This window comes from Burkholderia stabilis, from assembly GCF_001742165.1.
GTDB lineage: Bacteria > Pseudomonadota > Gammaproteobacteria > Burkholderiales > Burkholderiaceae > Burkholderia > Burkholderia stabilis.
Window position 1 is genome coordinate 120,230 of sequence record NZ_CP016443.1, and the last position, 26,397, is coordinate 146,626.

Sequence of the window (26,397 nt, forward strand, 5' to 3'; positions counted from 1 at the left end):
CGCGGGCCGGGTGGCAAGCCGTCAGATCATTGTACGCACGAATGACGTGAAGGTGACAGGGTGCCCGGGTTTGCTCGGGGGTGGGGTTTCAGCGATGCGGGGCGGCCGCCGGCGGGGTGCGGCGACGCCATGCGCGGCCCCGTCACGCACGCGTACGCAGCGGTTAGCATGGCGTCTGTGACGACCGCGACGGAGAGGGCCATGCAAGTCCAGGATCTGACAGGCGCACCGCTGGATTACTGGGTCGCGATCGCGCAAGGCCATGACGCGCCGCGCGTCGACGCGTCCGGCTGTACGGCGATCCGCGAACCGGGCGGCGCGCCGGCGCCGTTCGCGCCGTCGTCGTCATGGGCGGACGGCGGCCCGATCGTCGAGCGGCTGCCGTTCGCCGCGTTCGAGCGCGACGGCGGGCGCGGCGCATGGCGGGCCGTGCTGCACCGCGCCGTGCCGGCCGCGGGCGAGCGCTGCACGTTCAACCAATCGGGGCCGACGTTGCTGGTCGCCGCGATGCGCACGCTGGTCGCGTCGACCTTCGGCGACGACGTGCCGGACCTGGATATGGCCCGGCCGCGCTGAATGTTGCGTGTCGCGGGGTGGCGGAGGGGGCTGCTCACCGCTCACCGCGCGCGGATTCCATCACGCAGAAAGGTTCCGGATCGCGATCGACGCCACGTCGACACGTGTCGGCAGGATCGCATCCGCCGCCGCGCGGTCGGCCACGCGCTGCAGCACGTCGATGTCGGCGCCGGTCAGGCTGCGCTGAGCGAGCGCCGCGCGGCGCGCGATGTCGGTGGCCGCTTCGGTCGGCAGGCGGGTGAGCGACGCATAGACGCTCGCATAGTCGACCGGGTGCGCGAGCGCCCATTGGCCTGCGCGGGCGAGCCGAGCGAGCACGTCCGCGAGCGCCGCGTGCTTGCCGCGGTCGTCGAGCGTTTCGACCGGCGACGTCAGGAATGCAAGCCCCGAATTGATGCCGCTGCCGTCGCGGACGATGCGCGCGCCGCGTCGCACCGCATGTCCGTAGTACGGGTCGAACGTCGCCCAGATACCGATCCGCTTCGCCTCGAACGCGGCGAACGCATCCACGGGCAGCACGAAGCGCACGTCGACGTCGCGCGGCGCGAGGCCGTGTTCGCGCAGCGCGCCGTACAACTGGTACTGCGAGATGCTGCCGCGCGCGGACGACACGACGACCGTCCGCCCTTTCAGATCGGCGACGGTGCGAACCGGCGAATCGGGCTGCACGACGATGCCGAGCGACGCCGGTGAGCCGACGCGCGTCGCGACGATCCGCAACGACGGATCGCCGAGGGCGGCCGTCAGCACCGGCAGGTCGCCGGCTGGCGCGAGATCGATCGCGCCCGCGCGCTGCGCCTCGAACAGCGGCGCGGCGCCCTGGAAGTTGGCCCAGCGGAACCGGTACGGCGTGCCGTCGAGCACGCGCGCGGCTTCGGCCAGCGCACGCAGGCCGCCGGCCTGGTCGCCGAGCACGAGCGTGACGCCCGACAGGTCGGGGCCGGCCGCACGGGCGGGCAAGGCGAGGCTGCCGGCCAGCGGCGCGGCGGCGAGGGCGGCAAGACGCAGCAGCGCACGGCGGCGCGCCGTGGCGGGAGACGGGTTCATCGGCGGTGTGTCCTCGGTGATCCGCGCGCATGCCGCGCGGCTGCCGGGCAGGTTACGGAATCGGTTTCCGGCCGACAAACATCGAATCGTGAAATGCATATTCGCGCGGCGACGGCCGCCGCGGCCGGTGTCGACGTGCACGGGCGACTTACGCGGCCGGCGCAACCGTGCGCAGGAATGCGCGTACCGCCGGCGCTTTTTCGAACTTGCGGTGCACGAGCGCGAGTTCCGACGTGATCGGCTTGCCGACGATCGGCCGGTACACGACGCCCGGCAGCGACACGCAACCGGCGAGCGCGTCGGGAATCACCGCGACCCAGCCGTTCACGGACACGCACGCGAGCACCGCGAGCAAGCCGCCCGGCCGCGCGGCGATCACCGGCGCGAAGCGGCCGCGGCGCGCGACTTCGAGCGTGCCGCGCTCCTGTTCCGGCACCGCGAAGCGCGCGTCGGCGAGATCGGCCGCGCGAACGGCCGCCATCGACGCGTAGCGCGAATCGGCCGGCACGGCCGCGACGAACACGTCGCGCTGCAGCGTGACGATCCGCAGCCCGCCGGGCAGCGGCAGCGGCGGGCGCACGTAGGCGATATCGAGGCGGCCGGCATCGAGTTGCTTCGCGACGTCGTCCATCGGCACTTCGCGCAGGTTCAGCTCGATGCGCGGGTGCGCGGCGCGGAACGCGCCGACCGTGCGTTGCAGCGCGCCCGAATAGACGGCCGACGATACGTAGCCGATCTCGATTCGGCCAAGTTCGCCGCGCTCGGCCAATGCGGCGAGTTCGCGGCCGCGCCGCAGGTGCTCGAGCGCCGCGCTCGCCTCGGCGAGATAGGCCTCGCCGGCCGCGCTCAGCGTGACCTCGCGGCGCGACCGGTGGAAAAGACGCACGCCGAGGATGCGTTCGGCTTCCTGGATCTGCCGCGTCAGCGCGGGCGGCGCCATGTCGAGCGCGTCGGCCGCGCGGGCGAAATGCAGGTGCTGCGCGACGCTCAGGAACGCACGCACATGACGGAATTCGAGCGAACTCATAATTGTAATTTTCGTCAATAAAACAGCATCGGTGTATCAATGACAGGCAATACATGGCAAGCCTAGCATACGGTTCGTTCGTCCTGCCACGGAGTTGCCGATGTCCCAGTCCTCACCCGCGTCGCGCGCAGGCGCGGCCGCTGCCCCGCACGCGGGCGGCCGCCTGCCGGCCGCCGCGACGCTCGCCGTCGCGTCGGCCACCTGTTCGTTGATCGTGCTCGATACGAACGTCGTCGCCGTGTCGTTACCGAGCATCGCGCGCAGTTTTCACGCGAGCTTCGCCGATATCGAATGGGTCGTGAGCGCGTACATGACCGCGTTTGCCGCATGCCTGCTGCCGGCTGGCGGGCTTGCCGACCGCTTCGGGCGCAAGCGGATGCTCGGCGCGGGGCTCGCGCTCTTTTTTCTCGCGTCGCTCGGCTGCGGCGTCGCGCCGACGGCCGGCTGGCTGATCGCCGCGCGCGCGGTGAAGGGCGGCGGGGCCGCGCTGTTGCTGACGGCCGCGCTCGCCGTGATCGCGAACCGTTTTCCGGACGGACGCGAACGGGCGCGCGCGTGGGCGATCTGGGGCATGTGCATGGGAATCGCGACGGCGATCGCGCCGCTCGTCGGCGGCGCGATCACGCAGTGGATCGGCTGGCGTTGGGTATTCCTGCTGAACCTGCCCGTGTGCGTGCTGCTGGCAGCCGGCGCGCGCGTCGCGATCGACGAATCGCGCGACCCGCACGCAAAACGCGTGGACGCGGCCGGCAGCCTGCTGTTCGGCGGGGCGCTCGCATGCGCGATCGCGGCGCTGATCGGCGCGCCGTCGCACGGCTGGCTGTCGGCCCCGACGCTCGGCCGGCTCGCGCTCGCCGCCGCGCTGTTCGCCGCATTCATCGGCGCGGAGCGCTGGCAGGCGCGGCCGATGATCGATCTCGCGCTGTTCCGGCAGCCGCGCTTCGTCGGCGCGGTGCTCGCGATGTTCGGCTATGCGGCGTGCGCGCAGGTGATGATGACGTTCCTGCCGCTGTACCTGCAGAACGCGTTCGGGATGTCGGCGATCGACGCGGGGCTCGGGATGCTGCCGTTCGCGTTCGCGATGATCGCCGGGCCGTCGCTGGGGGCGGCGCTCGCCGCGCGGGTGTCGTCCGGCGGCGTGCTGGCCGGCGGGCTCGCGCTGATCGGCGCGGGCAATCTCGCGACCGCGGCGCTGACGGCGAGCGGCGACTACCGGCTGGTCGCGCTCGGCATGTTCGTGACGGGTTGCGGCGCCGGCATCATGAACGGCGACACGCAGAAGGCGATCATGGCGTGCGTGCCGCCGAATCGCACCGGCATGGCATCGGGCATCAGCACGACGACGCGCTTCTCGGCGATCGTGACGGCCGTCGGCGTGCTCGGCGCGGTGCTGGCGGCGAGCACGCACGCGCGGCTCGACCGGCTGTTGTCGGCCACGCCTGGCCTGCGCGCATTTGCCGACGCGCCGTTCATGTCGAGCCTGCTGGCCGGCGATCTCGCGCAGGCGCTCGACCGCGTGCCGCCGTCGGCCGCGGGTGCGCTCGCGCATGCGGCGCCCGTCGCGTTCGCGAGCGGATTCGCCGATGCGCTGACGGTGAGCGGCGTGCTGGCGCTCGTCGCGGCGGGCGTTGCATACAAGTTGCTTACGCAACCGATGCGTGCCGCGTGACGGCGCGTTTCGTGGGCGCCGCGCATTGGACGCGCTCCAGCGGAACCATTAAGCTTGCGCGTTCCGGTTTCACGCAGCGTGTTCAAGATGTCATCGACGATCGAGATTCTGTTGCCCGTGTTCGGGCTGATCGCGGCAGGGTTCCTGTGCCGCCGGCGCGGCGTACTCGGCCCGGCTGCCGCTTCGGAGCTCAACCGGTTCGTCGTGTGGCTCGCGCTGCCCGCGCTGCTGTTCCAGATCATGGCGCACGCCTCGTGGCACCAGCTCTACCAGCCGGCCTTCGTCACGACGTTCGCGCTGACCTGCGCGCTCGTGTTCGCCGGTGTGCTCGCGTGGCGGCTGTTGTCCGGGCGCGGGCTCGCCGATGCGAGCATCGACGCGATCGCCGCGTCGTATCCGAACACCGGTTATCTCGGCTTTCCGCTGTGCCTGCTCGCGTTCGGCCCAGACAGCCTTGCGCCGACCACGATCGCGACCATTCTCGTTGCCTGCGTGCTGTTCGCCGGCGCGATTGTGCTGATCGAGATCGGACTGCAGCGCGACCGCGCGCCGCTGAGGCTGATGTGGAAGGTGATCGGCGCGCTGCTGCGCAATCCGCTGATCGTCGCGCCGCTGGCCGGCGTGTGCGTGTCGGCCGCGCAGGTGTCGCTCGCCGCGCCCGTCGAGACGTTCCTGAAGCTGCTCGGCGCAGCGGCGAGCCCATGCGCGCTGGTCAGCCTCGGGCTGTTTCTCGCGGAGAAGCGCGAGCCGGCCGGCGCCGCGCCGCGCGGCAGCGTCGCGCTGACGGCGATCAAGCTGTTCGTGCAGCCCGCGCTCGCGTGGTGGCTCGGCGTGCGCGTGTTCGCGATGCCGCCCGTGCTCGCGCAGATCGCCGTCGTGCTCGCCGCGCTGCCGACCGGCACCGGGCCGTACATGCTGGCGGAATTCTACGGACGCGAAGCGCATGTGACGTCGCGCACGATCCTGCTGTCGACGCTCGGGTCGATCGTGTCGCTGTCGGTGTTGCTGATGATCGCGCGCCACGCGTGACAGCGGGGCTTGCGGATCGCGCGGAATCGCCGATGTATTAACCGCGCGCGGCGCGACGGCAATCGGGACGATGACAACCGGTGCGATACGCATGCGATGCCATGCCGCGCGTTCCCGGGCGTTCGCCTGCAGGTCAGTGCGATTTCGTCGTGGGGCGCAGATGACGAGCGACACGTGCGACGAGCGGCCGGCGCGACGCACGGCAGTGCGTTGCCTTGCGTGCTCGCTGTGAACGCAGCGGTTCGGGTGCGGAGGGCGTCGGGACGGTTGCGGCCGCAACCGCTGCATCAGCGGCTACGGCCGTCACTGCCGGCAGCGCGGCCTCGGCATCGAGCCAGCCGCGCGTCGCTTCGGCGATCAACCCGCGCAGCCAGCGCACACCGTCGATGCACGAGCCCGATTCGTTCCACGTCATCCGGTACACGATGTCCGGCGGCTCGGCCGGCAGCGCGACGGCGGCGAGCGGCAGCAGCTTCGCATAGTGCCGCGCGAGCCGGTACGTGGTGGTCAGGATCAGGTCGGATCGCACGAGCGCATGCGCGGCGAGTTCGAAGTGCGGCAGCGTGACGATGATCCGTCGTTGCAGGCCCACGCGTTCGAGCTGCCGGTCGATCGCGCCGGATGCTTCGAGCCACGACGGCGTCGGGCACAGCTGCGGTGCTTGCACGAAATCGGCGGCCGTCATCGCACCGCGCCGCGCGAGCGGATGCGTCGCGCGCATCAGGCACACGACGCGATCGTCGAACAGGTCGTCCTGCCGGAACCGCGACGAACGGGCAGGGCGATTGTCGATCACGACGTCGAGTTCGCCGTCGGCGAGCGCGCGCTCGTCGTCGAAGCCGTCGCCGAGCGGATGGAACACGAGCTGCGCGTTCGGCGCGCGCTCGCGGAACAGCGCGACGAGCTTCGGCACGAACAGCACGTTCAGGTAATCGGGGCAGCCGATCCGGTAAGTGCGCACCGACGTGCGCGCATCGAACGTCGGCTGCTGGATGCGGATGAAGTCGATCACGCGCAGCGCGTTGCGCAGCGGTTCGATCAGCCGCGCGCCGAACTCGGTCGGCACCATTCCGTAGCGGCTGCGCACCAGCAGCGGATCGCCGAGCAGCGTGCGCAGCCGCTTGAGCGCGGCGCTCGTCGCCGGCTGCGACATGTTCAGCCGCACGGCCGCACGCGACACGGTGCGCTCGGTCAACAGCACGAGCAGGATGCGCATCAGCCGCGCATCCAGCACGTCGAGCACGTCCGTTGCGTCGGACGCGTCGCGAGGCAGCGCGTTCGGGTCTAACGGGGCCCGCATGCCGACGTGCCTCCCGGCGACACGGTGCCCGAGCGCGATGCGGCAGCCGGCCGGCAGCGCGTCATTTTGCGAAGGCTCCCGGCCAGCCGACGATCCGCTTCGGGCGCGGCGGCGCGTACGTGCGGACCTTCGACGTCTTCAGCTTCAGGCGCACCAGCGATTCGGCGAGCGCGACTGCGGCCGACACGCCGTCGACCACCGGCACGCCCGTGCATTCCTCGATCTGCCGGTCGAGGCCGGCCATCCCGCCGCAGCCGAGGCAGATCACTTCCGCGTGATCGTCCTTCACCGCGCGCTGCGCCTGGCCGACGATCGACTCGATCGCGCGGGCCGGGTTCTCCTCGAGTTCGAGCACCGCGAGGCCGCTCGCGCGCACCGACGCGCAGCGCGCGTCGAGCCCGGCAAGCTTCAGACGATCCTCGATCAGCGGCACCGTGCGGTCGAGCGTCGTGACGACCGAGTAGCGGTGGCCGAGCAGCATCGCGACGCTCGCGGCGGCTTCGGTGATGTCGACGACGGGCACCGTCAGCAGTTCCTGCAGGCCTTCGCGGCCGTGTTCGCCGTAGCCGGCCTGGATCACCGCGTCGTACGGTTGGTCGTAGCTCAACACGCGGTCCATCACGGCGATCGCCGCGAGATAGCTCTCGAAGTTGCCTTCGACCGACTCCGCGCCGAAGCGCGGCGTCAGCCCGACGATCTCCGTGCCCGGCGACGCGGCGGCCTGCGCCTGCGCGGCGATCGCGTCGGTGATCGACTCGGTCGTGTTGACGTTGACTACCAGGATTCTCATGGACTGCTCCGTATGCGTGCTGTCAGTGTTCGGCGCAGGCGACCGCGATGTGTTCGCCCGAGCGCTCTTCGTATTGCCGTTTGCGATCGGCCAGCAGCCAGTACACGCTGCCCGCGATGGCTGCGCCGAGCAGCCACGAGAACGGCGTCATCGCGCTGAAGGCCGGCACGACGGCGAGCGTGATCGAGATCAGCGCGGACGGCGCGAGCGCCGCGAGCGCCTTGCGGTTCACGCCGCGCGTGTAGAAGTAGGCACCGGCCGGCGCTTCGGTATAGAGGTCGGGCACGTTCACGCGCTGTTTGCGCACGAGCCAGTAGTCGACCGTGATGATCCCGTACAGCGGGCCGAGCAGCGCGCCGAGGCCGGACAGGAAATAGACGATCACGATCGGGCTGTTGTAGAGGTTCCACGGCAGGATCAGCACGGCGACCGTCGCGCTGATCAGGCCCGCGCGGCGGAACGACAGGCGGTGCGGCGCGAGGCTCGTCAGCACGAAGGCCGGCGCGACGAAGTTCGCCATGATGTTCACGGCGACCGTCACGATCAGGAATGCGAGGCAGCCGAGCACGAGGAACAGCTTGTTCGGCACCGTCGCGATGATTTCCGTCGGGCTGTGGATGATGTGGCCGTTCAGCTTGAACTGCGCACCCGCGAGCACGAAGCTGATCGTCGCGAACACGATGATGTTCACGGGCAGGCCCCAGAAGTTGCCGACGCGCACCGTCTTCGCGCTCGGCGACGAACGGGCGAAGTCGCAGAAATTGAGCACCAGCGTGCCGTAGATCGCGAGCCACAGCGAGCCGCCCGCGAAAATCTCCGTCCACATCTTCAGGCCGGTGAGCGGCTTGCCGACCGACATCGCGAGATGGCCGCCCGTGCGGCTATACATCCACGCGGCGAGCGACAACGTCGTGACGAGGATCACCGGGCCGGCGAGCCCCTCGTACTTGCGGACCATCTCCATCCCGTACGTGAGGATGCCGATCTGCACGAGCCAGATCGCGACGAAGGTGATCCAGCCGAGTGTCGACAGCCCGAAGATCGCGTTCTGGTCGAATGCGGCGAGGCCCGGCCAGATCGCGGTGAGCAGCACGCGCAGCACGACGGACGCGAGATAGGTCTGGATACCGAACCATGCGATCGCGATCACCGCGCGGATCATCGCGGGCAGCATCGCGCCGTAGATGCCGAAGCTCATCCGGCTGATCACAGGGAACGGCACGCCGGTCTTCTGGCCCATGTAGCCGGTGAGGTTCATGAAGCAGTACACGAGCACCGCGCCGATCGCGAGCGAAGCGAGCATCTGCCAGCCCGACAGGCCGAGCGCGAACAGCCCGATCGCGAACGAGTAGTTCGCGATGTTGTGCACGTCGTTGGTCCATAGCGCAAAGATGCTGTAGCGGCCCCACGTCCGGCCTTCGGCCTTGGTCGGCGCGAGGTCGGGGTTGTGCAGCCGCGGGCTCAGCGCGGCCGTATCGGGTCGATGCGATGCGTCGTCCGCGCCGAGCGCGAGGCCCGGGCGGTGGGTGGCTTCCAGTTGCACGCAGGTGTCTCCTTCCATGTGCAGGGGCATGAACCGGCCGCGTATGCTCGCAGCGCTGGCTTGCCCGCCGTGGACGTTATGTCACGGATTTGTTCGCGAGTATGGGCGGCCCGCCCGGCGATGGGAAATTAAATATTCGGCTGGGCGTCATTTGGAAAATGAATGGGGCGCGTTCATCGTGGACGGCGGATGCGGCACGCGAATTGCGCGCAAGCGGGTTCCATCCACATCGACATCAGCGGAGGTGTCATGCAGCGATATTCACTTTGTCACGTAATGCGAGCCGTCTTCGCCGGCATCCTGATTGCGGGCCTCGCGGCGGGGGCAGGCTGCCAGAAGAAGGACGACAGCGGCGGCGCGAGTTCCGACACGGGCGCAACGGGCGGCATGTCGGCCGCACCGTCGGCCTCGTCGGGCGGCGGCGCGGCCGCAGGCGGCAGCGACAGCGGCGCGAGCATGCCAGGCGCGGCCTCCGCGCCGGGCGGCGCTAGCGGCGGCTGATGGGCGGCTGATCGGGCGGGCGGACGGGCTCGAGTCGCGCCGTTCGCTTTTCGAGTGCCGTGCCGGCCTGGCACGTGCGCCGGGTGGCGCGCGTGCGCGTGAAGGATTTGCAAGGGCCGTTGTAGCGATTCCCGGATCGGCGCCGGCACGCGCGCCGGGCATGCGAGCCGCTTCGAGCGGGTCGGCCGGCCGCGCGACCGGCACCGGTCGTCACGAAGCCGTGACGACCGTTCGCCGTGCCGTCTGCCGTGTCATTGCGGCCCGAGTTCCTGCGCGGATGTATCGGCGTCGTTGCCTTGCGCCACGAGCACGTGGATGTCGTTCGGCGTCACGTCGCCGATCCCGCCCGACGGAATCGTCAGGAGCAACCAGTCGGCGTTGTTGTTGATCGTGACCGGCGCAGTCTTGAGGATCGGCGACTTGCTGCCGGCCGTCGTGACGATCACCTGGTAGCTGCCGCCGTTCAGGTAGACGGAATCCTGGGTCGTTGCCGGCACCGCGTTCTGATATGCCGCGCCTGCGAGCGTCGGGCTTTGCGTCGTGATGTCGGTGCCCGGCGGGACGACGTACACGTCCACGTTCTGCGCGTTCGGCGACGCGTTGAAGCTGCGCACGCGCGCCTTGTCCGACAGCAGGCCCTTGTCGTACGGATCGTCGATGACGGAGATCGCCGACGACGTGCTCGGCAGCGCGATCGTCGTGTAGTGATGGCCGTTCGACGCGCCGAACGATTGCGCGGCGACGGTCGTCGTCGTGCCCGAGATGTCGTAGCTCGCGTTCTGCGTGCCCGAATCGATGTCGTGATAACGCGTCACGCCCTTGTACGCGACGCCCGACGCATCGACCTTCGCATTCAGGTAGTAGTCGAGATTCGGCCCGGCCGGCACCGCGTTGATGAAGCGCGCTTGCGGCTTCGAGATGCCGAGTTCGGTGCCGACGTCGTTGCCGTCGCCGCCGCACGCGGCGAGCACGGAAATGACCGAGCACACGGCCACCATCGTTCGTATTGATTTCATGTCGTCCTCTCGTTCAGGGGAACCTGTTTGCGATGCGGGATCGCCGCGCGAAAGGTCTCGCGGTGCGCAGCGCCGGTTGCGGGAAGATTGCTGTCCGCCGGTGCGGCGGGCGCATGGAGGGCGCAAACGATGTGCCCGTCCGGCGAAAGGCGGCGCAGGGCGACGAGAAGTGCGCGCCGGTGGGGGGCGAGCGCAGTGCGAAGTGCGAAGCGGGGCGGCGGGCGGGCCGGATTGTTGCCGCGGTTGTAAAAAGGACCGCGTCGCGTGGGCGACGCGATTCGTCAGCGGGCCGCGCGCCAGGCCGGATACGCAAGCGCGCCCGGGCAGCCGGCGTGGCGAAACCTGGCGAACGCGTCGGCCAGGATCGGGCAGGCACGCGCGCATGGGCCGGCGCGCCGGCCTGACCGCCCGAAACGGCGCACCGGCAGGGCAAAACTACCCGCCGGGCGGAGGCAGGCGTGGCAACGGCTGTAAATCTTGCCTGCTGCGGTCATCGTTTAACCATTGGAAACAATGTGTTCACCGAAAGGGGCATGATCTCCGGCGATCCGGCAGGCATACTGTCGCCTATGTTGCTCAATGCACGTCATACCGGCGTGCGCTTGCCCCCATGTCCATTCCAGTTTCTTTTCGAACCCTGCGATGGTTGACCGTCGCGGCTGCCGCATGCTTGCTCGCCGCGTGTTCGACCGCTTCCGACGTGACCGCGACGTCGAACCCGAACGTATTCACCGTGACGACGCACACGGTGGGCATGTCGACGACGTGGGCCGACGCTCACGAGAAGGCGCTCAGCGAAGCCACCAATTACTGCACGCAGCGCGGGATGCGCGCGAGCATGAAGCAGGAGTCGCTGACCGGCGGCCGCCGCGTCGACGCGCGCTCCGAACTCGCGTTCGAGTGCCATCCGACCTTCGAGACGGCGTCGAACCCGCGCGGTTGAACGACCGGCGGCGCCCGACACGGCGCCTGCGACTTCCTTGTCCCGCATGTGATTCGACCCGCGAGTCGCGCAAGCGCATCGCGGGTCGGCGCACGTCCGGCGCGGGTTGTGCCGGTTATGCGGGCTGCGCCTCGTACAGCTTCACGCATGCGGAGAAGTCGAGCGTGCCGAGCCCCTGCTGGCTCATCGACTGATAGAGCTGCTGCGCGAGCGCGCCCATCCACACCGGCTGATGCGCGCTGCGTGCGGCTTCGGTCGCGAGCCCGAGATCCTTCAGCATCAGGTTCGCCGCGAAGCCGCCCGCATAGCCGCGTGCGGCGGGCGCCGTGTCGCTCACGCCCGGATACGGGTTATAGACGTCCGAGCTCCAGCAGCGGCCGGTCGACGTGTTGATGATGCCGGCCAGCACGGCCGGATCGATGCCGAGCGCGGCGCCGAGCGCCATCGCTTCCGACACGCCCATCATCGAGATCCCGAGCAGCAGGTTGTTGCAGATCTTCGCGATCTGCCCGGTGCCGGTGCCGCCGCAATGCACGACGTTCTTGCCCATGTCGAGCAGCACGGGGCGGATACGCTCGAACAGCGCGGCTTGCGCGCCGACCATGAAGGTCAGCGTGCCGGCCTGCGCGCCGCCGGTGCCGCCTGACACGGGTGCGTCGGCGAGCGGGAAGTCGCGCTGTGCGGCGGCTTCCGCCACTGCGCGTACGGTGCCGGGATCGATCGTGCTGCAGTCGATCAGCGTCGCGCCGGCGCGCGCGCCGGCCAGTACGCCGTCGTCGCCGAGGTAGACGGCGCGCACGTGCTGCGCGGCCGGCAGCATCGTGATGACGATCGAGCCGCGCGCGGCCGCGTCGCGCGGCGAGCCGGCCGCCGTGGCGCCCGCGCGCACCGCGGCGTCGACTGCGTGAGTGTCGAGGTCGAACACCGTCAGCGCGTGGCCGGCCTTGAGCAGGTTGGCGGCCATGGGGCCGCCCATGTTGCCGAGCCCGATGAATGCGATTTCCATGTGCGAGCCCCTCTGATCAGCGCAGCGCGATCGTCGTGTTGACGCCGCCGGCCGTCGCGTCGTCGTCGAACCAGCGTGCGGTGACCGTCTTCGTCTGCGTGTAGAACTGCACGACCTGCTTGCCGTACGGGCCGAGATCGCCGAGCTTCGAGCCGCGCGAGCCCGTGAAGCTGAAGTAGGGCACCGGCACCGGAATCGGGATGTTGATGCCGACCTGGCCGATGTCGATCTCGCTCTGGAACTTGCGCGCCGCCGCGCCGCTCTGCGTGAACAGCCCGACGCCGTTGCCCATCGGGTTGCGGTTGACGAGCGCGATCGCTTCGTCGAGCGTGTCGGCTTCGAGCACGACCACCACCGGCCCGAAGATTTCTTCCGTATAGATCGACATGTCGGTCGTCACGCCCGAGAAGATCGTCGGGCCGACGAAGTTGCCGTGCTCGTAGCCGGGCACCTTCACGTCGCGGCCGTCGAGTTCGAGCTTCGCGCCGGCCTTCACGCCTTCGTCGATCAGCGCGGTGATGCGCGCATGCGCGGCCTTCGACACGACCGGCCCGACATCCGTGCCCGGCTCGTGGCCCGCGTTGATCTTCAATACCTTCGCCTTTTCGACGAGATCGGGCAGCCAGTCGCGCGCCTGGCCGACGAGCACGACGACCGAGGTCGCCATGCAGCGCTGGCCGGCCGCGCCGAAACCCGCGCCGACGAGCGCGTTGATCGACTGCTCGCGGTGCGCGTCGGGCAGTACGACCGCGTGGTTCTTCGCGCCCATCATCGACTGCACGCGCTTGCCGTGCTGGCTGCCGAGGTTATACACGTGCGTGCCGACGCGCGTCGAGCCGACGAACGAGATCGCCTTGATGTCCGGATGCGTGCAGAGACGGTCGACCACGGTCTTGCCGCCGTGCACGACGTTCAGCACGCCCTTCGGCACGCCGGCCTCGATCGCGAGTTCGACGAGCTGCATCGTCGACAGCGGGTCCTGCTCGGACGGCTTCAGCACGAACGTGTTGCCGCAGACGATCGCCATCGGGAACATCCACAGCGGGATCATCCCGGGAAAGTTGAACGGCGTGATGCCCGCGCACACGCCGATCGGCTGGCGCAGCGTGTAGGTATCGACGCCGCCGGCGACGTTCTCCGCGAATTCGCCTTGCTGCAGCGTCCCGATCGAGCACGCATGCTCGACCACTTCGAGGCCGCGGAAGATGTCGCCCTGCGCGTCGGGCAGCGTCTTGCCTTGCTCGGCCGTCAGCGTCTTCGCGATCCGTTCGAGATTGCTGCGCACCAGATCCTGGAACTTCAGCATGATGCGCAGCCGCGCGCCGATCGGCGTCGTCTTCCACGTCTGGAACGCGCGCTGCGCGGACGCGATCGCGGCATCGACCTCGTCGAGCGTCGCGTACGGCACGCGGCCGATCACTTCCTGCGTCGCGGGGTTGACGATGTCGCCCCATTCGGCGCTTTGCGATTCGACGAACGCGCCGTCGATCAGCAGCTTGGCGGTGGGCAGGGCGAGGGTGGTCTGGGGAACTGCGGCGTTCATGGATGTCTCCGGGAAACGGTGTTGCGACGAAAAGGGGCCCCGGCATCCGCCGCACGTGCGTGCACGGCGGACGGCAGGGTGAACTGAAATCGATCCGGGGCAGGCGCGTTCAGGCGCGGGCCGGGCGCATCAATGCGGTACATACGAGCGCGAACACGCCGAAACCGACGAGGTACGCGATCACGTAATGCGGCTGGCCGCCGCCGGCCTTGAGCAGCGACGTCGCGATCATCGGCGCGAAGCCGCCGCCGATCACGCCGGCCAGCTGCACCGACAGCGATATGCCGCTGTAGCGGATTTCCGCGGGGAACTGCTGCGCGAACAGCAGCGATTCCGGCGCATAGAGGATCGGGAACACGACGCCGAGGCCGAGCACGATCGCCCACCACGCGTACGACGTCTGCTGCGTGCCGAGCATCATGAAGAACGGCGCGGCGAACGCGCACATCAGCACGAGACCGATCGCGAACATCCGGCGCTGGCCGATCTTGTCGCTCAGGTGGCCGCACAGCGGCATCGTGACGAGCGACAGCACGGCGCCGGCCGTGATCGCGTGCAGCATCTCGGCCTTCGGCAGATGCAACTGCTGCGTCGCATAGGCGAGCGCGAACGTGACGACCATGTAGAACCACGTGTTTTCGGCGGCGCGCGCGCCGACGATCGTCAGCACCTCGCGCGGATGGCGGCGCAGCGCGGCCGTGACGGGCGATTTCTCGGCCTTGCCCTGGCGCTGGATCTTCTCGAAGTCGGGCGATTCGGGCACTTTCGCGCGGATGAACCAGCCGAGCCCGACGAGCGCGATGCTCGCGAGGAACGGCACGCGCCAGCCCCACGACAGCATGTCGGCTTCGGGCAGCGCGGCCACCGCGGCCATCGCGAGCGACGACATGATCAACCCGAGCCCGACGCCCGTCTGCGGCAGGCTGCCGAACAGCCCCTTGCGGCCCTTCGGCGCGTGCTCGACGGCCATCAGCACCGCGCCGCCCCATTCGCCGCCGACCGCCATCCCCTGCAGGAAGCGCATCGCGATCAGGAGTGCGGCCGCCCAGTAGCCGATGCTGTCGTACGACGGGATCAGCCCGATGATCATGCTCGGCACGCCCATCAGCAGCAGCGTGATCATCAGCATCGACTTGCGGCCGATCCGGTCGCCGAAGTGGCCGAACACGATGCCGCCCATCGGCCGCCCGATGAAGCCGACCGCGAACGTGCCGAACGCGGCGAGCGTGCCGACGACGGGGTCCAGCGACGGGAAGAAGATGCGGTTGAACACGAGCGCGGCGGCCGTGCCGTAGAGGAAGAAGTCGTACCACTCGATCGTGGTGCCGGCCATGCTGGCCCAGCCGGCCAGCAGGTAGTGCTTCGCGGTGCGGGCTGGCGCCGGCGCTGCGACTGTCGCATGCTCATCGAGGGTGGATCGCGTCTGCATGGTGTCTCCGTGGTGGGTGCCGCGGCTCGTGGTCCGCAGGTCACGGTCGAGTATAGTTATGCGCAGATTCATCATGTACCGATAAAGAAACCGGTTGGATATGCATTTATGCACATCGACGGCCGGCCCGGAGACTCCAGCCCCTTTTCCCCTTTGCCTCGCCGATGCGACACGCCACCGAGCCGGTTTCCGGCAACCTGAACTGGGACGACCTGCGGTTCTTCCTCGAAGTCGCGCGCACGCAGCGCGCGAGCGGCGCCGCGAAGCGGCTCGGCGTCGATTACACGACCGTCGCGCGGCGCATTCGCGCGCTCGAAGCCGCGATGGGCACGCTGCTGTTCGACAAATCGCGCTCCGGCGGCTTCACGCTGACGGCCGAAGGGCAGCGGCTCGTCGCGTATGCCGACGCGATGGAGACGACCGTGCAGTCCGCGTGCGATCAGGTCGCGAACACCGGCACGGCGCTGTCGGGCCACGTGCGGATCGGGTCGACCGAAGGGTTCGGCTGCTTTTTTCTCGCGCCGCAGCTCGCGCAGTTTCGCGCCGAGCATCCGCACGTGACGGTCGATCTGCTGCCGGTCCCGCATTTCGTCAACCTGCCGAAGCGCGAAGCCGACCTGGCGATCACGCTAGAGCGCCCCGAGCGCGGGCCTTACGTGGTCACGAAGCTGTGCGATTACCAGTTGCGCCTCTACGCGACGCGCGACTATCTTGCGAACCACGCGCCGATCACCTGCACGGACGATCTCGCGCACCACGCTTTCATCAGCTATGTCGACGATCTCGCGTTCAGCAACGAGCTGCTGTACCTGGAACGCGCGGTGCCGGGCGCGACGGCCGGGCTGCGCACGACGAGCGTGATCGCGCAGTATTTCGCCGCGCTGCAGGGCGGCGGGCTCGCGATCCTGCCGTGCTTCATGGCGGCCACGCAGCCGGCGCTGGTGCCCGTGCTGCCGGACGACGTGGTCGTCACGCGCTGTTTCTGGCTGACGTGCCGCGAGGATCTGCGCAAGCTGCGGCGCGTGACCGCGCTGTGGGATTACCTGCGCGCGGCGGCCGATGCGAATCGCGCGCTGCTGTCGGGCGAATCGGGGACGCTGCGCTTCGTCGGCGAACCGGATTAGCGCGCGATCGCGCAGTCGCGGCGGAGGCGATGTGATTCACCCATATGAAAAACGACCGGCGGCGATTCGGGCCGGCAACGAGAGGGCAAACCCATGGCTTTGACGCATGACGGCAAGGTTTTCGTGGTCTGTGTGGCGGTATTCGGCGTGGCCGCTTACTGGCTCGCGGCGCGCATGGTGCGCCGCCAGGCGGGCGGCAAGCGCGGCTCGAACGGCGGCGCGATCGCGTTCTGGTGGCTCGTGTGCTTTTGCCTGGTGTCGCTGTTTTTCCCGTTCGCGTACTGGATCGGCGACGAATTCCGCGTGTTGATCGTTTCGCCGAAATACGAGGCGACCGTGGTGTCCTACCAGTCCGAGTGGGACACCTGTGAGCGGACCGACAGCGACGGGCGCAAAGAGTCGTACCGGTGCATCAAATACACGTCGATGCTGGAAACCACGCTGCCGGACGGCGAGCGGGTCGTGCTGCCGGGCAACATTCGTTCCGGCGACGTACCGGTGATCGGCGACAAGGTGGACGTCGTGTTGCCGCCCGGTTCGAATCAGTTGCACGAACGCAGCGTACGCAGTGTCGGCCTGCTGGCCGGCGGCGGGCTGATGGTCGCGATGATCGGGTATGTCCTTTACCTCGTCGCGGCTTATGGCGCGGGGAAAAATATCGACGGCGCGGTGCGTGTCGGTTTATCGATGGTGATGAACGGGCTCGTGCCGCTGGGCGCGCTGCTGATGGAAATCGGGATGCTGAGCGTGCCGTACCGCTACTGGGCGCACGGCAATCCGCAAGGCTGGCCGGTGTGGGTGCTCGCGCTGTCGCTGCTGTTTTCGTTCGCGTTGCTGCCGTTGCTGCTCCTGTACGCGCGGGCGGCGTGGCGGGCGGTGGTGAAGTAGCGCAGGCGCACGGGTGGTTGTGCCATCATGCGCGAATCGACAGCCGCAAGGAGAGGGTCGTGGAAATTCACTCGCAATGGACGTTCGATTGCCGGCCGGAGCACGTGTGGCCGAATTTTTTCCATGCGCGGATGGACGACACGCGGCCGTTGCTGTTTCGCCTCGGCGTGCCGAAGCCGGTGAGCTGTCGCGTGCTGGAGGGTACGCCGGCGGTCGGCAATACGCGGCAGTGCACGACCGATCGCGGCACGATCGACCAGCGGATTCTCGTGCTCGACGAGAATCGCCGGCTGCGCTATCGGATGATCGCGTCGACGGTCTGGTGCCGCGACTGGGTCGACCTGCTCGAAGACGAATTCACGCTGACGCCCGTCGAGGGCGGCAAGACGCGCGTCGAGCGGCGCACCGTATTCAGCGCGCGCGGGATTTTCAAGCCGGTTCGGCAGATCGGTCTGTGGCTCGCGCTGCTGCAGGCCCACCGCTATGCGGCGCGCAACTGGCGCCGCCTGGCGAATTCGGCGAAAGGGCAGGCCGCTCAGCCGGCGCCGACGCTCAACCCGGGCAACCGAGCCGATCCGCGAGTTCGTTCAGGTCCCTGACGTCGAAGTCCCACGCATCGTCGGCTTTCAGATCCGTCGTCTGGCCGGGCCCGTGCTCGGTCGGGCGCAGCACGAACGCAGTCGACAGCCCGAGCCGGCGCGCGGCGGCGAGATCGCCGTTGTGGGCCGCGACGAGGCACAGCTCGGCCGGCGCGACGCCGAGAATCTCGACCGTGTCGCTGTACACCTGCGGCGACGGCTTGTACGCGCGCACGACTTCGGCGCCGAGGATCGCGTCCCACGGCAGCCCCGCGCGTTTCGCGACGTCGATCATCAGCCGGATGTTGCCGTTCGACAGCGGCGCGATGATGAAGCGCCGCTTCAGCCGGTGCAGCGCGGCGACGGCGTCGGGCCACGGATCGAGGCTGTGCCACGCGAGGTTGAGCGTATCGATGTCGGCGTCGGGAACGTCGACGATGCCGTAGCTGTCGAGCGTGCGGACGAGGTTCTCGCGGTGCAGCACGTCGAGCCGCACGTAGCGCCGGCGCCCGCTGCGGATTTCTTCCATCGACGGCGAATATTCGGCGCGCCACGTATCGGCGAACTCGAACGGGTCGATCGCCGGCGCATGGCGATCGAGGAAGGCGGCCGCGCCGCGCGCGACGCCGGTTCTCCAGTCGGCGATCGTTCCGAAGACATCGAAAACGAGCGCCTTGATTTCGGCAGGGTTCGTCATGGGATTCCGTGAAGGTCGATCAGTGAGGGCACCTACGCCGTGCCGCCGGAATGCGCGACGCCGGTTCGATCGACATTGAATCACGGATACGAAAACGCGGCCTGGACGGCCGCGTTTTCGTGGGGATGCCGCTGCCGGAACGGATCAATCGCCGGCATGGCCGCGCGCCGCCGGAAAACCTGCGTGGCCGCGCGCGTCCGGCCGGTCAACTCTTGTCGTACGAGAACTGGATGCCGGCCGTACCGCCGGTTTCGATGAACAGGTCGATGAACGCGGGCACGGTGGCGCTGCGCGCCCAGTCGCGCTGCAGTTCGCAGAACAGCTGCGCGACGCTGATCATCTGCCCGCCGGCCTGCTCGATACGGCGCAGCGCGGCTTCGTGCGCGGCGACCGACGTGCCGCCGACCGCATCGACGACCACGTACACCTCGTAGCCGGCCTTCAGCGCGTCGAGCGCCGGGAACGTCAGGCACGCTTCGGTCCACAGCGCCGTCATGATCAGTTTCTTGCGGCCGGTCGCCTCGACGGCCTTGCGGAATTCGACGTCTTCCCACGAGTTGATGCTGGTGCGATCGTAGGTCGGATAGCCTTCGAGCGCCGCGCGCAGTTGCGGGATCGGCGGCTTGTTCAGGCCCGTCTTCACGTTCACGGTCGAATGGACGATCGGCAGGTCGTACGCGACGGCCGCCTTCGACGCGCCGACGATGTTGTTGACCAGCAATTGACGATCCATCGACGCGATCGAATTCACCTGGACCGGCTGGTAATCGATGACGATGAACGCCGCGTTCTGCGGGGTAAGCAGGTGGTCGTTCGCGGGGTCGCGAACCGGTTCGCTTGCCATGGTTGTCTCCAGTGTCAGTGCGGGAAAGGAAGGGGAATCCCGAGGGGCCGGGTGGGATGCGGCCACGGTGTCGGGACACTTGCCGCGGCCGCGCGCTCGCGCTGTCGCAAACGTCCGGCGCCGGTTGCGCGGCGGGCGAATGCTTCAAGCGTAGTGAATCGATCGGGCGGGCGACGGCGTTGACCCAAAAAAATCCGGCTGCCGCGACACGGCGATCCACGTCACAACAGGATGCTATTCGTGCAACAACGGGCGTTCCAGTCCCTTAAAATGCCGTCAGTGTTCTATGGATGGAACAATCATGGATGACCTGAACGACCTCTACTATTTCGTGAAGGTGGTCGAACACGGCGGGTTCACGCAGGCGGGGCGCGCGCTGGATGTCCCGAAATCGACGCTGAGCCGGCGCATCGCGGCGCTGGAGGCGCAGTACGACGTGCGGCTGCTGCAGCGCACGACACGTCATTTCATGGTCACGGAAACCGGGCGCGAATTCTACGAGCGTTGCCTCGCGGTACTGGTCGAAGCCGACGCCGCGCGCGAGGTGATCGAGCGCCGTCATGCGGAGCCGCGCGGCATCGTCCGCGTGAGCTGTCCGACCGCGCTGCTCGAATATCGCGTGAGCGAACTCGTCGCGCGTTTCATGGCGCTGCATCCGCAGGTACAGGTGCATCTCGAGGCGACGAACCGCCGCGTCGACCTGTTGAGCGAAGGGTTCGACATCGCGTTGCGCGTGCGCTTTCCGCCGCTGGAAGACAGCGATCTCGTGATGCGCGCGCTCGGCGACAGCCCGCAGCGGCTGGTGGCCGCGCCGCAGTGGCTCGACGGGCGGGCCGTGCCGTCGGACCCGGCCCAGCTGGTCGGCGCGCCGAGCCTCGACTGGGGGCCGGCGCGGCATCACGTGTGGCAACTGATCGGGCCGAACGGCGAGCACGCGCAGTTGCGCCATCACCCGCGCTTCATCACCGACGACATGCACGCGCTGCGCGACGCCGCGATTCACGGCGTCGGCATCGTGCAATTGCCGTGCATGGTCGTCGAGGATGCGTTGCGCGACGGCACGCTGGTCGACGTGCTGCCCGGATGGGCGCCGAAGGGCGGCGTGGTGCACGCGGTGTTTCCGTCGCGGCGCGGGCTGCTGCCGCGCGTGCGGCTGTTGATCGACTTCCTGGCCGAACACATCCGGAAGGATTGACGCACGGCACGCTGCGCCCGGCGTGCCGCCTCCGGGCGCAGCGCTGCCGTCAGTGCCACTTGCGGATCTGCACCTGCACCTTCCCGTCGCGGATCGGCATCACGTCGGGGCTGTCGTCGCCGACTTCGCTGGCGATCAGATCGTTCAGGCGGCCGTTCATCGCGAGCAGCAATTCGCCGTTCCGTCTGCGGTCGGTCGCGAGATTGCGCATCTCGCCCGGATCGCTCGCGAGGTCGAACAGCTCGACGTCGTTGCGCGCGAACAGATCCTCCAGCGTCGTCGGCCGGTTGAATTCGAGCGGCGAGAAATAGCGCGTGAACCGGTAGCGGCCGTCGAACACGCTGCGGATTGTGCCGCGCAACCGGAAATCGGGCTGCTGCGCGAGCGCGCGGCGCAGCAGTTCGTCCTCGGGCACGCCTTTCTGCCGCAGCGCACCCAGTTCCTTCAGCATCCATTCGCTGTCGTAGTAGAGCAGCATCGCGTAGTTGAACAGCGTCGCGTCCCGGGCGGCGTGCAGCTTCGCGTCGGCCGGCTTCGCGAGCCAGCGTGTGAGGTCGCGACCCTTCAGCGCGCTGCCGCGGATCGACGCGAGGCGCGCATCGTCGAGGCCGGTGAGCCCGAGCAGCGTCGGCGCGATGTCGATGTGCGACGTCAGCGCATCGCATTGCATCCCGCCCGGATACGCGGGATGGCGGATCACGAGCGGCACGTGATTCTGCGGCTGGTACGCGGCCGCGCCCTTGCCGACGAGCTGGTGCGCGCCGACGTGGTCGCCGTGGTCGGCCGTCATCACGACGATCGTGCGGTCGTCGAGGCCGAGCGATTGCAGCGACTGCAGCAGGCGCACGACGTGCGTGTCGCAGTCGCGGATGCAGTTGAAGTAGTTGTCCTGGTAGATGCGCACGCGCTCGTCGGTAAACGGGTAGCGCCCGACGAGATTCGCGTGCGCGGCGTTGAACATCCCGTGCGCGGGCGGCCGCCCCGGTTCGTCGTACGGTTGCCGCCGCGACGCCGCGAGCGGCACGTCGCGCCACGACGTGCGATACAGCGCGTCGTTCGGCGGCGGCGCGTTGCCGAGCATCGGATGATTCGCGTCCTGCACCGTCGAGCCGTTCGTGTCGGTGTTCACGAACATCGCGTCGTGCGGGTTGACGAGATTCACCGCGAGGAACCACGGCTTGCCTTCCTTCGCGAGCCGCGGCGCATGGTTGCGCATCCAGCTCACCGCGGCCTCGGCCGTGATCCCGTCGTACTGGTAGCCGCCGCGCACCATCCCGATCAGGTCGCCCACGCCGAAATAGTCGTCGAAGCCGTACGACCGGATCGTGCGGTTGTAGTCGGCCACGGGCGCCGTGTACGGGCTCGCGGTTTCGTGCATTGACGCGCTCAGGTGCCACTTGCCGAGATACGCGGCGTAGTAGCCGGCGTCGCGCAGCATGTGGCCGACGGTGCGAATGTCCGGCGACATGTCCTTCTGCCAGGGCACGCCCGCGTTGTCGAGCACGCCCGTGTGCTGGATGTGCTGCCCGGTGTAGACCGTCGAGCGCGACGGCGAGCACACGCACGCGGCGATCTGGTGGTGCATGAACGTGATGCCGTCGCGGCGCAGCGCTTCGCGGCCCGGCACGGGAAACGGCCGGCGGTCGAAATGGCGCTCCTGGTCGGTCAGGATGAACAGGATGTTGTAGCCGGTGGGCGGCGCGGCGGGCACGGCCGACGCGCCGTGGAACGCGGGGGCCGGATCGACGCTCGCGACCTGGGCGGCGGGGGCGGCCGGCGGCGCGTTCGCGGCCAGCGCATCGGCGCCGAAACCGGCCGACGCGACCGCCGCGCCGGCCAGCTTGAGGAACTGGCGGCGCGCGGTGGGCTCGGCGGCGGGGGTGTCCTGATCGTCTTTCACGTCGGCTGTCTCCTGGTCATGCCGGCTTGTGCCGGGGGTTTTCATGCGGACGACTATGCGGCAGGATCGCGTATCGATCGATGAAAGATCGGGATCGATCGATAACCCATGGAACATGAATGATGGAGACACCCGTGCCCCCCAATCCACGCAGCCCGGCCGGGCGCACGCCGCCGGAACCGCTCGCGCCGCCGGGTGCGCCGGCCCACGAGCAGCGCATCGCGCAGGCGCTGCGCCGGTTGCGCGTGCGCGACATGGAAACGCTCGACACGCTCGCACGCACGCGCAGCTTCGCGCGCACGGCCGAAGCTGCGTCGATCACGCAGCCGGCGTTGTCGAAATGGCTGCGCGAGCTCGAGGCATCGCTCGGCCTGCCGCTGTTCGAGCGTACGTCGCGGCGTGTGGCGCCGACGGTCTACGGCGAGGCGCTGCTCGAATGCATCGGCCGCGTACTGACCGACATGCGCGGCGTCGCGCCTGCGTTCGACGCGTTGCGCACGGGCGCCGGCCGCCCGGTGTCGATCGGCTTGCTGCCGAACATGGCGCCGCAACTGATTCCGGGCGCATTGGCGTGGCTGCGGGAGGCCGGCCGTTCCGTGCAGCTCAACGTGCGCGAGGACACGCTCGACCGGATGCTCGCGCAGGCGCAACGCCGCGAACTCGACCTGCTCGTGTGCCGGCTCGACGCGTCGGCGCTGCGCTCGGGGCTCGATATCGCGCCGCTGTACCGTGACGACATGATCGTCGTGTGCGGGCCGCGCCATCCGCTGCTCAGGCGCGCGCGCATCGGGTGGCGCGACGCGGCGGCGTTTCCGTGGATCGCGCCGCCGCTCGGGTCGCCCGCGCGCACGGCGCTGGACGCCGAGTTCGCGCAGGCGGGCCTGCCACCGCCATCCGTGCTGATGGAATCGGTGTCATGGCAAACCAACCGCGCGGTCGCCGAACAGTCGCCGTGCCTGTTCGTGCAGTCGGCCCGCGCGTTCGACCTGGCCGCCCACGCAGGCGAGCGTGTCGGCCGGTTGCCGCTGAAACTGTCGACGATGCCCGACACGGTCGGCGCGCTGTATGCGGCGCCCGCGAGCGTGTCGGTCGCGGCCGCGATCGACGCGCTGAAGGCCGTGACGCACCCGCCGCCGGGCGCAGACGCCTGAAAGCGGCCGGAGCAGCGCGCGCCGCAACAATCTGACAAATCGTTTTCAACGCCCGTTTTCTGCGTGCGCCGACGCGCCCGGTGCCGTCGCGCGGCGCGTGAGCCTTTCGGTGACCTGACTGATGCACGCGCGCGGCGCGCCAACCGCGCGTAAGCCCTGATGCACGTGGACGCGCGGGGCGTCACGGATTGGTGTTAAATACATTTCGGCGCGCCCTGGCTCGGCGCGCAACGGGGCGCACCGGGCATCGGCGTAAACCCGGAGCGAGAAAACGGCACGAAGGATCACAAACGAACCGGGCGCATCAGACCCGGTCGGACAGACGGCAGGATTCATCTTGAATACCGAACCGCAAAGTTCTCGTTACAGCCTCGGGCTCGCAGCGGAAGTGCTGGCGTCCGAGCAGAGCGTGCTGAGGCTGATCACGCGCAACACACCGCTGCCGGAACTGTTGGTCGAAGTCTGCCGGCGCGCCGAAGCTTTGCTCGGCGATGGCGCATCGTGCACGATCCTGCTGCTCGATACGGACGGCGTGCACGTGCGTGTCGGCGCGGCGCCGTCGTTGCCCGCGCAGTACAGCGCCGCGATCGACGGTGCGTCGATCGGGCCGGCGGCAGGCTCGTGCGGTACGGCGATGTACGAGCGCCGGATGATCGTCGTCGAGGACATCGAAACCGACCCGCTGTGGGCCGACTACCGCGCCGTCGCGTTACCGCTTGGCCTGCGCGCGTGCTGGTCGGTGCCGTTCCTGGACGAGGCGGGCGCCGTGCTCGGCGCGTTCGCCGTCTATTACCGCACGCCGCGACGGCCGAGCGATGAGGAAACCGAACTGTTGCGCGATATCGGCAACAGCGTCGGCCTCGCGGTGCACCAGGACCGCATGGTGCGGCAGCTCGCGCGCAGCGAGGAACATCACCGGCTCGTCGTCAACAGCCTGAACGAAGGGATACTCGTCGTGTCGCGCGATGGCATCGTGGTCGCGAGCAACCCGAGCGCGAACCGGATGATGCGCGTGAAGGGCGACCTGGTTGGCCGCCGGCTGTCGACGGTGATCCTGCACAAGCTCAACGAGGACGGTACGCCGATCCCGCCCGACGACTGGCCGAGCCGGCGCGTGCTCATGACGGCCACGCCGATGCTCGACTACACGGTGGGCTTCGGCCTCGCGGACGGCGACGTCATCTGGGTGCGCGGCAACGCGGTGCCGATCGTGAAACCGGGCGAGACGCAGGCCGACTCGGTGCTGGTGTCGTTCAACGACATCGGCCCCGTGCGCGAAGCGCAGCAGCAGTTGCGCTACCTGGCGACGCGCGATGCGCTGACGGGCCTCTACAACCGACGCTGGCTCGGCGACCGCATGCGCGAGTTGTTCGACGGACACGATGAGGCGGCCGGGCCCGCACGCGTCGCGATCCTGTTCATCGACCTCGTCGGCTTCAAGAAGGTCAACGACACGGCCGGCCACGACGCGGGTGATGCGCTGCTGCGCAGTGTCGCGGCCCGGCTCGCGACCTGTGCGGGCAGCCGGTATGCGCTCACGCGCGTCGGCGGCGACGAGTTCGTGATCCTCGTCGACGACTGCGACGATCCCGACCGTCTCGCGGCGCTCGCGCGCGAGGTGATCGACGCGATCGCGAAGCCGTTCGCGATCGCGAACAACGAGTACTGGCTCGGCGTGTCGATCAGGATCAGCGTCGCGCCGCGCGACGGCGACGACGCGGTCACGCTGATGCGCAACGCCGATTCCGCGATGTACGACGCGAAGCAGCGCGGCCGCAATCACTTCACGTTCTTCACCGCACAGCTCAACCTGCGGTTGCAGCGCCGTTTCGCGATCGAGCAGTCGCTGCGGCGCGCGCTCGCATCGGAAACGCTGCGGCTCGCCTATCAGCCGGTGGTCGATGCGCGCAGCGGCCGCACGGTCGGCGCCGAAGCGCTGCTGCGCTGGACGAGCCCCGAACTCGGGCCGATGTCGCCGGCGGAATTCATTCCGGTCGCGGAAGATACGGGGCTGATCGTCGGGATCGGCCAGTGGGTGCTCGAAACCGCGTGCCGGCAGGCGGCCGAATGGCGCCGCACGATCGCGCCCGACCTGATGCTGGCCGTCAACCTGTCGCCGCGGCAGTTCCACGAAGGGCTCGTCGAATCGGTCGATCGCTGTCTCGCGCAAACGCGGCTCGATCCGTCCGCGCTCGAACTCGAGATTACCGAAGGATTGCTGATGAACGACACGGACACCGTGCTGCCGATGCTCGAAGCGCTCACGGACATGAACGTGCGGATTTCGGTCGACGATTTCGGCACCGGCTATTCGTCGCTGGCGTACCTGAAGCGCTTTCCGCTGCACAACCTGAAGGTCGACCGCTCGTTCGTATCGGGCGTGCCCGATCACCACGACTCGGTCGCGATCACGCAGGCGGTCGTCGCGATGGCGCATTCGCTCGGGATGAAGGTCACCGCCGAAGGCGTCGAGACCGAGGCCCAGTCGTGCTTCCTGCGGCAGATCGGCTGCGACATGCAGCAGGGCTACCTGTTCAGCCGTCCGCTGGAGCCGAACGAATACGCGCGCCGCTTCGGCGCAGCGTGAGCGCGGCGCACCCG

At 68.8% G+C, this 26,397-nt stretch carries 23 protein-coding genes; 11 read left to right on the plus strand and 12 right to left on the minus strand.

Annotated features, from left to right (window positions below):
* Positions 1 to 201 precede the first annotated feature (201 nt).
* Entirely contained in the window at positions 202 to 576 is a 375-nt protein-coding gene (locus tag BBJ41_RS18670) for a phage protein NinX family protein (RefSeq protein ID WP_069747846.1), read from the plus strand.
* 60 nt (positions 577 to 636) lie between these two features.
* Here the strand turns inward: BBJ41_RS18670 and BBJ41_RS18675 are convergent, their stop codons facing one another.
* Complete coding sequence (locus BBJ41_RS18675) at positions 637 to 1,623, minus strand: ABC transporter substrate-binding protein (RefSeq protein WP_069750257.1); 987 nt, start codon at positions 1,621 to 1,623, stop codon at positions 637 to 639.
* 148 nt (positions 1,624 to 1,771) lie between these two features.
* A complete protein-coding gene (locus BBJ41_RS18680) occupies positions 1,772 to 2,650 on the minus strand; it encodes a LysR family transcriptional regulator (protein WP_069747847.1) in 879 nt (292 codons plus the stop codon).
* A gap of 100 nt (positions 2,651 to 2,750) precedes the next feature.
* Here BBJ41_RS18680 and BBJ41_RS18685 point away from each other — a divergent pair, with 100 nt between their 5' ends.
* Together BBJ41_RS18685 and BBJ41_RS18690 are read left to right on the plus strand one after the other, a co-directional pair.
* Positions 2,751 to 4,319 (plus strand): MFS transporter, encoded by a 1,569-nt coding sequence (locus tag BBJ41_RS18685; RefSeq protein WP_069747848.1) that lies wholly within the window; start codon positions 2,751 to 2,753, stop codon positions 4,317 to 4,319.
* An 87-nt stretch (positions 4,320 to 4,406) separates the two neighbouring features.
* Positions 4,407 to 5,348, plus strand: a complete 942-nt coding sequence (locus tag BBJ41_RS18690; protein ID WP_069750258.1) for an AEC family transporter — start codon at positions 4,407 to 4,409, stop codon at positions 5,346 to 5,348.
* A gap of 133 nt (positions 5,349 to 5,481) precedes the next feature.
* Here BBJ41_RS18690 and BBJ41_RS18695 read toward each other — a convergent pair whose 3' ends face one another.
* The 3 genes from BBJ41_RS18695 to BBJ41_RS18705 all read right to left on the minus strand — a co-directional run bounded on the left by BBJ41_RS18695 (position 5,482) and on the right by BBJ41_RS18705 (position 8,999).
* A complete protein-coding gene (locus BBJ41_RS18695; protein ID WP_069747849.1) occupies positions 5,482 to 6,648 on the minus strand; it encodes a LysR family transcriptional regulator in 1,167 nt (388 codons plus the stop codon).
* Between the two features lie 61 nt (positions 6,649 to 6,709).
* Entirely contained in the window at positions 6,710 to 7,438 is a 729-nt protein-coding gene (locus BBJ41_RS18700; protein ID WP_069747850.1) for an aspartate/glutamate racemase family protein, read from the minus strand.
* 22 nt (positions 7,439 to 7,460) lie between these two features.
* Positions 7,461 to 8,999, minus strand: a complete 1,539-nt coding sequence (locus BBJ41_RS18705; protein ID WP_069747851.1) for an NCS1 family nucleobase:cation symporter-1 — start codon at positions 8,997 to 8,999, stop codon at positions 7,461 to 7,463.
* 258 nt (positions 9,000 to 9,257) lie between these two features.
* Between BBJ41_RS18705 and BBJ41_RS40490 the strand changes: the two genes are divergently transcribed.
* On the plus strand, positions 9,258 to 9,482 hold the full coding sequence (locus tag BBJ41_RS40490) for a hypothetical protein (protein ID WP_156814822.1): 225 nt from the start codon (positions 9,258 to 9,260) through the stop codon (positions 9,480 to 9,482).
* A gap of 251 nt (positions 9,483 to 9,733) precedes the next feature.
* Here BBJ41_RS40490 and BBJ41_RS18715 read toward each other — a convergent pair whose 3' ends face one another.
* On the minus strand, positions 9,734 to 10,498 hold the full coding sequence (locus BBJ41_RS18715; protein ID WP_069747853.1) for a DUF4397 domain-containing protein: 765 nt from the start codon (positions 10,496 to 10,498) through the stop codon (positions 9,734 to 9,736).
* A 610-nt stretch (positions 10,499 to 11,108) separates the two neighbouring features.
* Here BBJ41_RS18715 and BBJ41_RS18720 point away from each other — a divergent pair.
* Positions 11,109 to 11,441: a hypothetical protein gene (locus BBJ41_RS18720; protein WP_069747854.1), complete on the plus strand. Its 333-nt coding sequence runs from the start codon at positions 11,109 to 11,111 to the stop codon at positions 11,439 to 11,441.
* Between the two features lie 115 nt (positions 11,442 to 11,556).
* Here BBJ41_RS18720 and mmsB read toward each other — a convergent pair whose 3' ends face one another.
* The 3 genes from mmsB to BBJ41_RS18735 form a co-directional block, all read right to left on the minus strand.
* On the minus strand, positions 11,557 to 12,447 hold the full coding sequence (mmsB, locus tag BBJ41_RS18725) for a 3-hydroxyisobutyrate dehydrogenase (protein ID WP_069747855.1): 891 nt from the start codon (positions 12,445 to 12,447) through the stop codon (positions 11,557 to 11,559).
* Between the two features lie 16 nt (positions 12,448 to 12,463).
* Positions 12,464 to 13,990: a CoA-acylating methylmalonate-semialdehyde dehydrogenase gene (locus BBJ41_RS18730; protein ID WP_069747856.1), complete on the minus strand. Its 1,527-nt coding sequence runs from the start codon at positions 13,988 to 13,990 to the stop codon at positions 12,464 to 12,466.
* Between the two features lie 109 nt (positions 13,991 to 14,099).
* Positions 14,100 to 15,419: an MFS transporter gene (locus tag BBJ41_RS18735; RefSeq protein ID WP_069747857.1), complete on the minus strand. Its 1,320-nt coding sequence runs from the start codon at positions 15,417 to 15,419 to the stop codon at positions 14,100 to 14,102.
* A gap of 164 nt (positions 15,420 to 15,583) precedes the next feature.
* On the opposite strand from BBJ41_RS18735, the gene BBJ41_RS18740 reads away from it, so the two are divergent.
* From BBJ41_RS18740 to BBJ41_RS18750, 3 genes are all read left to right on the plus strand, one after another.
* Positions 15,584 to 16,543, plus strand: coding sequence for a LysR family transcriptional regulator (locus BBJ41_RS18740; RefSeq protein ID WP_069747858.1), 960 nt, complete (start codon positions 15,584 to 15,586; stop codon positions 16,541 to 16,543).
* Positions 16,544 to 16,636: 93 nt separating this feature from the next.
* The gene (locus BBJ41_RS18745; protein ID WP_069747859.1) at positions 16,637 to 17,431 is read left to right on the plus strand and encodes a uracil permease; all 795 of its coding nucleotides are present in this window, start codon (positions 16,637 to 16,639) and stop codon (positions 17,429 to 17,431) included.
* 59 nt (positions 17,432 to 17,490) lie between these two features.
* Positions 17,491 to 18,030, plus strand: coding sequence for an SRPBCC family protein (locus tag BBJ41_RS18750; protein ID WP_175972586.1), 540 nt, complete (start codon positions 17,491 to 17,493; stop codon positions 18,028 to 18,030).
* On the opposite strand, the gene BBJ41_RS18755 is transcribed toward BBJ41_RS18750, so the two are convergent.
* Both BBJ41_RS18755 and BBJ41_RS18760 read right to left on the minus strand, forming a co-directional pair.
* On the minus strand, positions 17,984 to 18,706 hold the full coding sequence (locus BBJ41_RS18755; RefSeq protein ID WP_069747860.1) for a haloacid dehalogenase type II: 723 nt from the start codon (positions 18,704 to 18,706) through the stop codon (positions 17,984 to 17,986). The genes BBJ41_RS18750 and BBJ41_RS18755 overlap by 47 nt on opposite strands.
* Positions 18,707 to 18,911: 205 nt before the next feature.
* The gene (locus BBJ41_RS18760) at positions 18,912 to 19,550 is read right to left on the minus strand and encodes a hydrolase (protein ID WP_069747861.1); all 639 of its coding nucleotides are present in this window, start codon (positions 19,548 to 19,550) and stop codon (positions 18,912 to 18,914) included.
* A gap of 301 nt (positions 19,551 to 19,851) precedes the next feature.
* Between BBJ41_RS18760 and BBJ41_RS18765 the strand changes: the two genes are divergently transcribed.
* Positions 19,852 to 20,745 (plus strand): LysR substrate-binding domain-containing protein, encoded by an 894-nt coding sequence (locus BBJ41_RS18765; RefSeq protein WP_069747862.1) that lies wholly within the window; start codon positions 19,852 to 19,854, stop codon positions 20,743 to 20,745.
* Positions 20,746 to 20,794: 49 nt separating this feature from the next.
* Here BBJ41_RS18765 and BBJ41_RS18770 read toward each other — a convergent pair whose 3' ends face one another.
* Positions 20,795 to 22,645 carry a sulfatase family protein gene (locus tag BBJ41_RS18770; RefSeq protein ID WP_069750260.1) on the minus strand — a complete coding sequence of 617 codons (1,851 nt, stop codon included), beginning with the start codon at positions 22,643 to 22,645 and terminating at the stop codon, positions 20,795 to 20,797.
* A 134-nt stretch (positions 22,646 to 22,779) separates the two neighbouring features.
* Here BBJ41_RS18770 and BBJ41_RS18775 point away from each other — a divergent pair, with 134 nt between their 5' ends.
* Positions 22,780 to 23,796: a LysR substrate-binding domain-containing protein gene (locus tag BBJ41_RS18775; RefSeq protein ID WP_236872104.1), complete on the plus strand. Its 1,017-nt coding sequence runs from the start codon at positions 22,780 to 22,782 to the stop codon at positions 23,794 to 23,796.
* Positions 23,797 to 24,133: 337 nt separating this feature from the next.
* A complete protein-coding gene (locus BBJ41_RS18780) occupies positions 24,134 to 26,383 on the plus strand; it encodes a putative bifunctional diguanylate cyclase/phosphodiesterase (protein WP_069747864.1) in 2,250 nt (749 codons plus the stop codon).
* The last annotated feature ends 14 nt before the right edge of the window (positions 26,384 to 26,397 follow it).